11 protein-coding genes and 1 tRNA gene are annotated in these 12,173 nt (G+C 41.1%); 4 read left to right on the top strand and 8 right to left on the bottom strand.

The genetic code is table 11. The annotated features are described in order from the left end of the window. Window positions 1–311 precede the first annotated feature (311 nt). From HX021_RS15700 to pdxH, 3 genes are read right to left on the bottom strand one after another with little or no spacing between them, the layout of a single operon-like run. On the bottom strand, window positions 312–1,508 hold the full coding sequence (locus tag HX021_RS15700) for an NADH-quinone oxidoreductase subunit D (RefSeq protein ID WP_502959009.1): 1,197 nt from the start codon (window positions 1,506–1,508) through the stop codon (window positions 312–314). A gap of 5 nt (window positions 1,509–1,513) precedes the next feature. Next, on the bottom strand, window positions 1,514–2,002 hold the full coding sequence (locus HX021_RS15695; RefSeq protein ID WP_286591418.1) for an NADH-quinone oxidoreductase subunit C: 489 nt from the start codon (window positions 2,000–2,002) through the stop codon (window positions 1,514–1,516). A gap of 1 nt (window position 2,003) precedes the next feature. Continuing rightward, on the bottom strand, window positions 2,004–2,657 hold the full coding sequence (gene pdxH, locus HX021_RS15690) for a pyridoxamine 5'-phosphate oxidase (protein WP_286591417.1): 654 nt from the start codon (window positions 2,655–2,657) through the stop codon (window positions 2,004–2,006). Window positions 2,658–2,811: 154 nt separating this feature from the next. Here pdxH and HX021_RS15685 point away from each other — a divergent pair, with 154 nt between their 5' ends. The 3 genes from HX021_RS15685 (at window position 2,812) to HX021_RS15675 (ending at window position 5,787) form a co-directional block, all read left to right on the top strand. Beyond that, entirely contained in the window at window positions 2,812–3,375 is a 564-nt protein-coding gene (locus HX021_RS15685; RefSeq protein WP_286591415.1) for a YqgE/AlgH family protein, read from the top strand. A 199-nt stretch (window positions 3,376–3,574) separates the two neighbouring features. After that, window positions 3,575–5,464: a molecular chaperone HtpG gene (htpG, locus tag HX021_RS15680; protein WP_286591413.1), complete on the top strand. Its 1,890-nt coding sequence runs from the start codon at window positions 3,575–3,577 to the stop codon at window positions 5,462–5,464. Window positions 5,465–5,713: 249 nt separating this feature from the next. Beyond that, a tRNA-His gene (locus tag HX021_RS15675) sits at window positions 5,714–5,787 on the top strand. A gap of 60 nt (window positions 5,788–5,847) precedes the next feature. Here the strand turns inward: HX021_RS15675 and HX021_RS15670 are convergent. Together HX021_RS15670 and HX021_RS15665 are read right to left on the bottom strand one after the other, a co-directional pair. Further along, window positions 5,848–7,029, bottom strand: coding sequence for a beta-1,2-mannosidase (locus HX021_RS15670; protein ID WP_286591412.1), 1,182 nt, complete (start codon window positions 7,027–7,029; stop codon window positions 5,848–5,850). Further along, window positions 7,026–8,303, bottom strand: coding sequence for a sugar porter family MFS transporter (locus HX021_RS15665; RefSeq protein ID WP_286591411.1), 1,278 nt, complete (start codon window positions 8,301–8,303; stop codon window positions 7,026–7,028). The genes HX021_RS15670 and HX021_RS15665 overlap by 4 nt, the downstream gene beginning before the upstream one ends. A 321-nt stretch (window positions 8,304–8,624) precedes the next feature. On the opposite strand from HX021_RS15665, the gene HX021_RS15660 reads away from it, so the two are divergent. After that, window positions 8,625–9,656 carry a Gfo/Idh/MocA family protein gene (locus HX021_RS15660; RefSeq protein ID WP_286591410.1) on the top strand — a complete coding sequence of 344 codons (1,032 nt, stop codon included), beginning with the start codon at window positions 8,625–8,627 and terminating at the stop codon, window positions 9,654–9,656. A 99-nt stretch (window positions 9,657–9,755) separates the two neighbouring features. On the opposite strand, the gene HX021_RS15655 is transcribed toward HX021_RS15660, so the two are convergent. The 3 genes from HX021_RS15655 to HX021_RS15645 all read right to left on the bottom strand — a co-directional run bounded on the left by HX021_RS15655 (window position 9,756) and on the right by HX021_RS15645 (window position 12,139). Further along, window positions 9,756–10,298, bottom strand: a complete 543-nt coding sequence (locus HX021_RS15655) for an outer membrane beta-barrel protein (protein WP_286591409.1) — start codon at window positions 10,296–10,298, stop codon at window positions 9,756–9,758. A 305-nt stretch (window positions 10,299–10,603) separates the two neighbouring features. Beyond that, window positions 10,604–11,503: a cation diffusion facilitator family transporter gene (locus HX021_RS15650; protein WP_286591407.1), complete on the bottom strand. Its 900-nt coding sequence runs from the start codon at window positions 11,501–11,503 to the stop codon at window positions 10,604–10,606. Between the two features lie 69 nt (window positions 11,504–11,572). Continuing rightward, entirely contained in the window at window positions 11,573–12,139 is a 567-nt protein-coding gene (locus HX021_RS15645) for a TlpA family protein disulfide reductase (protein WP_286591406.1), read from the bottom strand. Window positions 12,140–12,173 lie beyond the last annotated feature (34 nt).

Below are 12,173 nucleotides of genomic sequence, written 5' to 3'. Positions count from 1 at the left end.
AATCCATAGCAGGAATTCGATGAATTCTACGGCCGTGGCAGTACTTTAGTGATTTTATGGCGATAAGTGCTTCAACTTCAATCGAACAACAGCTTTACTGCTGTAAAACGGCTCCCACTTTATGAAGAAAAGCCCGTTACTATGGGAGTAACGAGCTTTCATTAACCAATTATAAACTTAAATTATGAGACTGCAAATATGATGAATATTGCTTACATGTGCAAATTTATCTGCGTTTTCATGCAACATTTTCAATACAATTAGTCTTTTATTTTGCTAAAACGTTTGTAGAATATGCATACTACTGCAAACTAACGGTCAACCTCCCCTAATACGATATCAATAGAGCCCAAAATGGCTATCAGATCGGCGATGAGCACCCCTTTGCCCAGTTCAGAAATAACGGAGAGGTTATTGAAGCTCGGTCCTCTTGATTTTACGCGTAATGGGATATCTGATTTTTCTTTTGTGACAAAGTAAAAGCCAAGCTCTCCTTTCGGGTTTTCGGCGCGTATATAATAATCTTGCGCCTTTAGGTTAACTTTTTTAGGCACTAAAGCACGTGGATCAAAGTCCGGCGTACGTTGGAAATCTTTTTGGAGCCGTTCCAGGCACTGCTCCACAATCCGCACGGATTCTTTCACCTCATCAACACGAACCTTGTAGCGATCCCAGCAATCACCGACAGTCCCCATTGCTCCCGTACCTGTGGGAATATCAAAATCAATCTCCGGATAAACAGAATACCCATCGATGCGTCTCAGGTCACACTTTATGCCTGATGCCCGCAGCATAGGGCCTGAAACCCCATAATTGATCGCCACGTCAGCCGGTAGAACACCGATATTTGACGTTCGGGAAATAAAGATTTGGTTCTGTGTCAAGATTTCATCCAGTTCGACCAACTTGGGCTTAAAATAGGTAATAAATTCAGCACACCGGCCCTCAAAACCGACAGGAAGATCATAGAATAAACCTCCGACCCAGATATAATTGTAGAGCATCCGCGAACCCGAGGCCCACTCCAGCATATTCATAATATGCTCACGATCTCTAAAACACCAGAGAAAGGGTGTTGTGGCCCCAATATCGATCCCATAGGTACCGATAGCGATGAGATGTGAAGCGATGCGATTAAGCTCACAGACCAGGACACGTATGTACTCTATTCTTTTGGGGATCTTATGGTCAATGCCCAACATGCGCTCCACGCCCATGACAAAAGCATGGCTATTATTCATAGAAGCCAGGTAATCCAAGCGGTCAGTAAAAGGAATGGTCTTCCCATAATTCAGGGATTCGGCATGTTTGTCAAAACAACGGTGCAGATATCCAAGATGCGGGACGACCTCTTTGACAATTTCCCCATCAGTAATCAATTGTAATCTCAACACACCATGTGTCGAAGGGTGCTGTGGTCCCATGTTCAGCACCATTTCCTGACTTGAAATCTCTGTCAGATGTTTTTCATAACGGTCTAACGCCGCATTATATTTCGGATTAGCCATATCGGTCACTTAATATTGATACCATGATACTTTTCAGCTTCTTGATAGTCCTTGCGCAAGGGATAGCCCTGCCAATCATCAGGCAGCAGAATTCTTCTGAGGTCTGGATGTCCATCAAAATAGATTCCCATGAGATCGAAAGCTTCTCTCTCGTGCCAATCTGCCGTGCGCCATATGGAGGCTATCGAAGGGATTTCAGGTAGCTCGTCCAAAGATCGGTTAGCTTCCAGCTCAACTTTTAGTACCAAGTTATGTTGATAAGGCAATGAACTCAGGTGGTATACGATTGTAAAATGGTCTTCATAGTCCACAGCGGTCAAATTGCTCAAAAAGTCGAAGTATAGTTGCTCGGTATCCCTTAGAAAGGTGCACACTGAAATTAAGTGATCCTTGGCAATAACAATGGCTGGCTGTAAGCCTGAGTGTTCTTCTTTGCGGATCAGCTCTGTCCCAAATACGGAAATAAGTCTTGATTTAATTTCGTCAAATGTCATGTTATGGTGCTAGACGTGTAATTCTCCATGAGTCTGAAACTTTCTTATATACAATACGATCGTGAAGTCGGCTTGCGCGACCCTGCCAAAACTCAAAATAAATAGGTTTTAATAAATAGCCCCCCCAATGTTCGGGTCTTGGTACCACATCACTGTCCTTATATTGGTCCGACAGCTCTTCTACCCTGGTTTCCAAAAAGTCCCGGTTTGGAATTTCCCGGCTTTGCGGAGATGCAATGGCCCCAATGCGGCTGGCTTTCGGGCGTGATTGAAAATATTCGTCTGAATCGGCCTGATTTGTAAACTCGATCATACCTTCAATACGGATCTGACGTTGCAGCTCAGGCCAGAAAAATAAAAGTGCCACATGGGGATTTTCTTTCATATCGTCGCCTTTGCGGCTCTCATAATTGGTAAAAAATACCAAGCCTTCATCCGAAATATCTTTTAAGAGGACAATTCGTGAGGATGGAAGATGATGGGAAGATACGGTGGACAACACCATGGCATTGGGCTCGATAACTTCACTGTGGATGGCTTCATCAAACCATTTTTTAAATTGCCGGATGGGATCATTATCCACATCAGACGCAGATAGGTTACCCAATACATAATCCTGTCTGATGGCTGCAATATCTTTATGTTGAATGGACATATAAACCTGTTTTTATATCCACAAACTTACTAAAATGATTGCTTTTTCTCTATAAACTTAGTAGAAATTGACAAAATCCTTTTTTTTGGCACAAATCTCGCATAGGTTAAATAAGTACAGCAATAAATTCAATATTAATTAAATTTAGCCAGATATGTTTAACGAATTAGACCCACAAAAAGGAAGTTTGCTGATCTCTGAGCCATTTATGTTGGATCCACGATTTTTAAGGTCAGTCATATTATTATGCGATCACAACAGTGAGGGCAGTTTAGGTTTTGTATTGAATAATAAGACGAATGTGCATATCGGGCAGTTGTTGGAGTCGATTCCTACATGCAAGTTTCCCGTCTATTTAGGCGGACCCGTGGCACAGGAAAGTTTATTTTTTGTGCACAACCGCTTTGATCTCTTACTAAGTGGCGAAGAAGTTGCGCCAGGTATTTACTTTGGTGGTGATGAAGAGCGCTTATTAGATGCGATTCAATCCAACAAAATCCAATCTGAGGAGATTAAATTTTTCGTTGGATATTCTGGCTGGTCCAGTGAGCAATTGGCGAATGAAATCAAAGAAAACAGTTGGGCCGTGCAAAATAAGTATCATCATCAGCTTGTATTTGAAGACAATGGTGAATTGCTTTGGAAAGAGGCTATTATTGGGCTTGGTCCTAAATATACACATGTTGCCAACTTTCCGAAAAGTCCCGAATTGAATTGAATCAATTCCGCTATTAGCAACCACCTTCTGTGAGACGGAGGGATATTTTGACAGGACCTATTACTCTTCTTTTTCCGGAACTTACTTATCTATGACAAAATGATTGAGTTTCTGCCATCCTGTCCTATACCTTTGGTTTGGAACAAGGATTGTTCTTTGATGTCCTAAATATTAAAAATAAAATATCGACATACAAATTATGAATCCAGAAAAAGGTAGTATTTCAATCCACACGGAGAACATATTTCCCGTCATCAAAAAATTCTTATACTCAGATAATGAGATTTTCTTACGTGAGCTGGTATCTAACGCAGTTGACGCATCACAAAAAATTAAACGTTTGGCCTCATTGGGTCAATACAGTGGCGAAACAGGTGATTTGACCGTTGATGTAAAATTTGATGAGAACGCCAAAACAATTACCATTTCGGATAATGGTATCGGTATGACGGCGGAAGAGATAAAAAAATATATTAATCAAATCGCATTCTCGGGAGCCACGGAATTTATGGAGAAATTTAAGGAAGCCAATGATGCGAATGAGATCATCGGCCGCTTTGGATTAGGATTCTACTCCGCATTTATGGTTGCTGACACGGTTGAGATTCAATCTTTATCCTATCAGGAAGGTGCTGAACCTGCACATTGGACCTGTGACGGTAGTACCTCTTACGAAATCTCCACGGGTACCAGGACCTCCCGTGGTACAGACGTGATCTTACATGTCAATGATGATTCAACGGAATTTCTAAGTCAAGCCAAGCTGCAGGAAATTTTGGATAAATATGCCAAATTCTTGCCTATTCCGATCCGTTTTGGTACCAAAACGAGTTCTGAACCGGATGGTGAAGATGAAGAAGGCAAGCCAAAATATAAGTCTGTAGAGGTTGACAATATGATCAACAACACAAATCCTGCATGGACAAAGGCGCCATCTGAATTGAAAGATGAAGATTATTTGGCATTTTACCGGGAGTTGTACCCTTATTCAATGGATGAACCATTGTTCTGGATTCATCTCAATGTGGACTACCCTTTTAATCTGACTGGTATCCTGTACTTCCCTAAAGTCAAGAATGAGCTGGAAATCCAACGCAACAAAATCAAACTCTATTCCAGACAGGTATTTATTACGGATGAAGTAAAAGATATCGTACCGGAATTTTTAATGCTGCTGCATGGGGTCATCGACTCACCGGATATTCCATTAAATGTGTCCCGTTCATTCTTGCAGGCCGACAGCAATGTTAAAAAAATCAATAGCTATATCACCAAAAAGGTTGCTGATAAACTCAATGAGATATTCAAAACTGACCGTAAGGGTTTTGAGGAAAAATGGACTGACATCGGACTGTTCATCAAATATGGCATGTTGAGTGATGAGAAGTTTGCCGAGAAAGCAAATGATTTCTGCTTGGTAAAAAATACGGGCAATCAAAGTTTTACTATTCAGGAATATTACGAGAAAGTAAAAGACATCCAAGCTGATAAAGATGGAAACATCGTTTATCTCTATACACACGACGCAGCTCAACAAGATGGTTTTATCCAGACCGCATTGAATAAAGGCTATGATGTGTTGGTGCTTGATGGACCACTTGATACACACTTTGCGGCTTATTTGGAACAAAAAGGAGGTGAAAAGGTGCAACTGAAGCGCGTGGATGCGGACGTGATCGATAAGCTTATTCAGAAAGATGAGCAAGTAGCCTTGGTTCTTTCTGAAGATGAATCAAAAAAGGCATTGGCGGTATTTGAAAAAGCGATAGCGCGTCAGGATATGAAAGTTGAAGTAGATGCGCTCCAGGAAGGTGATTTACCTGTGTCAGTCACAATTGATGAATTTATGCGCCGTATGAAAGACATGGCCAAAACGGGTGGTGGCATGAACTTCTATGGCTCTTTGCCGGACAATTACAAAGTCACTGTCAATGGTAACCATCCATTGATCAAGAGAATCCTCTCTGCTTCAGAAGAAGAGGGCTCGAAATTGGCCAAACAGGCCTTCGATCTCGCTCTTTTATCAAGAGGATTGTTATCCGGAGCAGATCTGACATCTTTCGTGAAAAGAAGCGTGGAGATGATCTAGGCAGTTTCTTTCCTAATAAAAAAGCGATTTCCGGTTGAGGGAAATCGCTTTTTTTATCTATGCGCAGGACTTGATCAGTACGCCCAGGTATCTTTTTTGTCAAATCAGCCATAAAGTCAATAATAGGCAATTTTTTATTAAATTTTAATAAACTAATCTTCACTGAGTTGCCTCAAACCGCTACTTTTTTTACTGCAAATATTTGGAGGAAACAGGGTATAATCGTACTTTTGTATCATCAAAATCACGGTAGGTATAGCTCAGTTGGTTAGAGCACTAGATTGTGGTTCTAGGGGTCGTCGGTTCGAGCCCGATTACTTACCCAAAGGCAAATCCAGATCTGGATTTGCCTTTTTTTTATGATTTTAGTTATTGTCCTTCAACTATTTCAAGCTCCTATCTTTTATCGGCAAAGGATCAAAGGAACTTGGTTTTTGGGGATCAAAAACAGCAACAGCAACTTTCGAATCGGCACAACCATAATATAGGAACCATTTCTTTTTAAAATATACCAGTCCTTCAATAAAGACTGTCCCGTCAATATACTGGCCACTCTTTTCAAAAGCTTCCATTGGACGTAGAAATGGGACATCCATCCGATCGATTACTTTGCCGGGGTCATTTTTGTCAAAAAGCACCTGTCCTGCGGCATAGGTATTTTTATTAAACCGCTTATCCCCTTTTTCCGGATGGTTTTTCCCATTGTACAGCAGTAGGATACCCTTCGCTGTCATGATAGCTGGAGGTCCACATTCGGTTAAAGAGCTGTCAAAATATCCTTCACGAGGTGATATAAAAGCTTTCAACTGGCCATTTTCATCGAGCACAGGCTCCCAGTCGATCAGGTTATCTGAAGTAGCCCCGTATACCCCATGCTCACCCCAGTATAACCAATATTTGCCGTTGACCTTGGTGATCACTTGTTTATCACCAACAAGCTTGGTTAGTATGGAAGCCGATTTGTGCGGGCTATTTACGAGCTGTGGCAATTTCGACGACTTTCCAAAGATGGGACCATGTTTTGTCCAGTGCTTGAGATCCCTGGACATGGCTACTCCTATGCGGGGAACTTTTCGGTTCCATTGCGTATAGAACATGACGAAATCTCCAGCGGCAGTTTCAGCCACACGTGGATCTTCAGTACCGCCAGGCCATTCGTTGTCTCGCTGGCTATCCACATCAGGAAAGAATACAGGTGTCTTAAACCGGTTAAAATGCATGCCATCAGTACTACTGGCCAAACCTAGACGGGAGGTTCTATGCCCAATTTTTATCCCTGTTTTGTCTTCCGCGCGATAAAGGACATAAATACGATCGCCATAAACAGCGGCAGCTGGATTAAAAGTGTCGTTGTCTTCCCAATGAAGCGTCTTTTTCTGCATGGGATCATAGAATGTCGTGCTGCTATCTGGAATGATTATTGGATTTACATCCTTGGGACGTTCAAATCCACCCATGGCCCATTCCTCTGCTTGATGTGCAATATGTTGTGTGCTGCAACTATGGCATATGGATAGGCAGGCAATGATATAACAAAGAGGGATGATCCTGTATAATTTTGTCATCTGATCTCCTCCAATGATTTCCCTTTGGTTTCAGGCATGAAAAGAAAAAAGATAAAGGATATAACTACCATAAGTGCATAGAATAGAAATACATAGAAACCACCGAGGACACTCCCTTCTACAATGACTGGAAAAATCCAGGAGATAATTGCCGCAAAGAGCCAGTGTGTTGTACTGCCTAATGACGATCCTTGTGCACGGACCTCATTGGGAAAAATTTCAGCTAAAAATACCCAGATAACTGCACCTTGTGACAGCGCAAATGAAGCAATGAAACCAACGATGAAAAGTAATAAAAAGTCCCCATGAACACCTTTCAAACCATAAGCGGCCAACAATAAGAAAACAAACATACCTACTGCGCCTGTTAATAATAATTTCTTACGACCATATCGGTCAATAATGCTCATGCCCACCAAGGTAAATAGCAAATTGGTCCCGCCAATAAAGATGGGTTGGAGATAGGCCAGTTCGGCGCTGAAACCGGCCATTTCAAAGATACGCGGTGCATAATATAGAATGGCATTTATCCCCGTCATCTGATTAAAGAATGCGAGCAGAACTGCCAAGAAAATAGGTTTCGCATAGCATTTTTGAAACAAGTTCACCTTGCTGGATGAAACAGGTGGATGGGTGACCGCAATTACCGGATTTTCACCCAGTCGCTCATAACTCTTTTGTGCTTCTTCAGCGAGCCCCCGCTGTACCAGCCAGCGCGGACTTTCGGGGATCTGTCTGATAAGTATCGCGAAGAGCAAGGCTGGCAAAGCCATAACACCGAGCATATAACGCCATGCCCCTGTCTCCAGTCCAACAAATAAAAAATTGGTCAAATAAGCGGTAAAGATCCCTGTTACAATCATAATCTGAAATGTCCCGGTAAGTTTACCACGGTCCTTGGCGGGTGCAATTTCGGAAGTATATACAGGCCCTACGACAGAGCTTATCCCCACAGCCAGTCCGCCTAAAAATCTAAAGAATAGAAAGATCTCCCATAGCGAAGCCAGGGCGCATCCGATTGCCGAAAGCAGGTAAAGTATGGCGATACCATAAAGCACTGGTTTTCTGCCATAACTGTTGGCCAGGCGACCTGCGATAATTGCACCTAGGATAGTGCCTACAAGCGAAATAGAGACGGTGAGGCCATGGCGCCATGAATCCAGATGCCATAATTTTTGGATGATCTGTTCGGCCCCGGAGATAACGGCAGTTTCAAAACCAAACAAAAAACCTCCAAGTGATGCAATTAAAGTAAATTTCCAAACGGGTTTCATATAAATTCGATTCGCAGTATTAAGTTGATATGCTCTTTAAATTGGTTATTGAGATCAGTTTAGCAAAACCGGTTTTTTTAAGCAATTACCAAATTTAACTTTTCTTGCAAAAGAAATCAAGAACTATTTGATATCCATCAAAATATAGGTAAATCGCAATAGGAACGTATACAATAAAGCTTAAATCATTACTTATCGTTTAATCCGCCGGGAATAAAATATACGTTAAATTGATATAGAATAATGCTGCATATGATTATATTTACATCATAGTTCTTTTTTCACTGCAAACTTAAATCCCATAGCAACTTCAGAACAACAATGGAAAATACTAAAATCAACACCGGAATTTTAAGCTTTGGAATGTCGGGACGTGTCTTTCATGCCCCTTTCATTCAAACCAATCCACATTTTAATTTGGTTGCTGTCGTCGAACGAAGCACGAAGTCAGCACATACGCTTTATCCAGGTATAAAAAGTTATGATAGTATTGCCGAAATATTGGCGGATGACAGTATTGAGCTGATTATTGTCAACACCCCTAACCATACACATTTTCAATTTGCATCCGAGGCCTTATTAGCTGGTAAACATGTTTTAATTGAGAAACCCGCAGTGGACAACAGCCTGCAATTCAATAAGCTTATTGAGATCAGTAATCAAAGTAAAAAACAGGTTTTCTTTTATCAAAATAGACGTTTCGACAGCCATTTTCTTGATGTTAAGAAAATCATTGATAGTGGTAAGCTGGGGAAACTGACAGAAGTACACTTTAGGTTCGACCGCTATAAAATGGAATTAGGGCAAAAATATTTCAAGGAAAATAACCAGTTTGTTTCGAGTGGACTCACCTATGATCTGGGACCACATATCATCGATCAAGCGATTTCCCTTTTTGGAAAACCGCTGAAATTCAGTAAAACAACATCCATCAATAGACCTGGTTCACAAGTTGCTGACTTTTTTCATTATCATTTGCGTTATCCAAACGATCTAAACGTATTTTTGACCGGAAGCCTTGCTGTGGCCGATCCATTACCGGCCTTTGTATTGCATGGTACAAAGGGTAGTTTCATTAAGACTATGGCCGATGTGCAGGAGCAACAATTGATCGATGGTATGCTCCCCACGGATCCAATGTATGGGATAGAACCCAATGAATGTATGGGAAAACTGGTTACCGTTGATGAATCGAATGAACGGCAGACCACTTATGTGGATGCACACCAAGGAAATTATAACCTCCTATTTGATGCTATTTATGAAAGTCTTAGAAATAAAGTTGACTATCCGATCACAGCGGATCAGGTTAAGTGGCAGATCCAAATGCTTGAAGCAGAAGATACACTGTAATCTGGAAAAATATCCTGATCTCCTTTTTAGCAGACTTATATCAGCTAAAAAGGAGGTATTTTGATAAAATCTAGATTGGCCCAACAGGTTTGGTCTCTGTTAAAACAAATCAAACTTGTATCCCAGTTGGTACTGCTCAATAGCAGCAGTCCAGTTTTCGACAATATTAGTTGTTCTGTTAAACTTTCTGTACCTAAAATATAAACCGCCTATTTCTGCACCCAAACTATAGCCTGTTCGAGGCTGATGCCGAAAGGCATTCTCACCATTGTTCAACTTGTAACGGTTGTCATTCATGAGGAAATTGAAGTCTAGGCCAGCCATAATGGCTATACGCTCTGTAAAATTAAGCTTGAGATACAAGGGAGCACTGATGTATTCAAGTTTCCTTGTCCCGGCTCCAATACCCTGATCCCGCTGTGCCGTTTGTTCGTTATTGCGGACACGTATCAGGTTATATACCGGTTCGACCTGCAAGGCGATAGTTTTGTTGAAATGGTAAGCAAGGTGCCCGCCGACCTGATATCCGAGTTTTTTGTCAGACTGAAAGGCTGTACCATGACCACTGGATAAGTTCCCTCCTGCCCTGATTCCCATTCCTAACTGTGCGCAGACCTGCTGGGTGGATAGTAAACCTAACATTATTGTGGAAAGAAAGATGATGCTTATTTTTTGATTGAAAGACATTAAGATGAAGTATCGTATAATTTATTTTTTCCCTATACAAATTTCATTAACTACTTCTTGCTGGAGTAATTACATGGAATGAAAAGAAATTTGCATTGACGAGTGTGACTATGAGCATTGATTTAATCCCAAAGAGATAAGCTCACACTGCTCGATTTAAAGATAAAACAAAAATATAGGTTTTGGGAAAAAGTAGGCAAACCATGACATTCAGCCTACAAAAAAGGAGCATTTCAAAATAATTTTCTTGAATTAATATTTTACCTAGCTTCATGTTCCCAAGTACAGACATTAGGTTCTATATGGATCATGACATTGCCCAGATCAGGCATATGATCTAAGAGATAATCTTTCAGTCTGTGGGCCAATGTGTGGCCCTCTCTCACGGTAATCTCACTGTTAACAATAGCATGCAGGTCTACATGATATTTTGTGCCTGATTTTCTGACATAGCATTTTTCAGTCGCTTTGATTCCCTCTACCTGCATGGCATATTTCCGAATCTCCTCAATGACCTCGTCATATACATTTTCATCCATGATCTCACCTAAGGCAGGCCTAAAGATATGGTAACAATTATATAGGATAAACCCGGCAGCAAATAGTGCAGCATAATCATCAGCGTTTTCATATCCCTTTCCCATCAGCAATGCGATTGATATCCCAATAAAAGCTGCAACTGAAGTAATTGCATCACTTCGATGATGCCAGGCATCTGCTTTCAAAGATGAGCTGTTGGTTTCTTTGCTTTTCCGCATGACGATACGATAGGATGCTTCTTTCCAAATGATAATCGCACCTAATACCAATAATGTCCATGGCTTTGGCAGCTCATGGGGTGTTCCGATATTTTCAATACTTTCGTATGCAATCACCGTAGCCGATACGATCAAAAAACCAACAACAAGAAATGTAATCAGTGGCTCGGCCCGCCCATGACCATACGGATGATTTTCATCGGCAGGTCGCTGTGCATATTTCAATCCCAGAAGAACTAAAAAGGAGGAGAAGATATCTGCTGTGGACTCAATGGCATCTGCAATAAGTGCATAGGAATTTCCAAAAAAACCTGCCAGCCATTTTAATAAAGCAAGCAATGCATTGCCAATGATACTAAAATAGGTGGTTCGTACTGCTGTTTGCTCTTGATGTTGAGACATGTTGCTATTATATGATTACCTTTTTACGCAATTGCTTCTTTTGAACTGCCTTGACATTGATCCAAACATCTAGTGATCCGCTTGAGCCAATTTTGTTAAGGCAGCCACAATCTCTGGGGTCGAGTAATCCCGACTTCCTTCCACACGCTCAACGATGTTGCCAGCTTTATCCAAAATCACCGTGGTAGGGATAGCACCTCCTAAAAACTCGGCAGGGATCTCACTGGCGGGAGTATACAGTGGAAGATCATACTTATTTTTTTCCATAAATGCTGTAGATTGCTCAATTGCATTGTCAACATCAATCATGAGGAAAGCGACATCTTCATTGTCCTTGAATTTTTTATGCAGCTCATTGATCGACGGCATCTCATGTATACAAGGCGGACACCAAGTGGCCCAGAAATTGATAAATACGATTTTTCCTTTTAGTGAGCTTAGGCTAACGATATTTCCTTCCTTGTCTTTAAAAGAAACGTCGGCAACTTGTGGCCTGTCGACATCACTGATCGTATCTTGTATATTTTCTTTCTTAGCTGTGTTATTTTTAGCCGTATTTTCACAGGCAATCAAAGCGCCCGCTGCTAAAATAAAAAAAACAAAACGCGTTATTATCTTATTAAATTTTATATTCATTATATCAATATTTCTAATGCTTACCTGTATTAAT

Source organism: Sphingobacterium sp. N143, from assembly GCF_030325625.1.
Taxonomy (GTDB): Bacteria; Bacteroidota; Bacteroidia; order Sphingobacteriales; family Sphingobacteriaceae; genus Sphingobacterium.
Note: the sequence above shows the minus strand (reverse complement) of the source record. Positions and strands in the feature narration are given on the sequence as shown.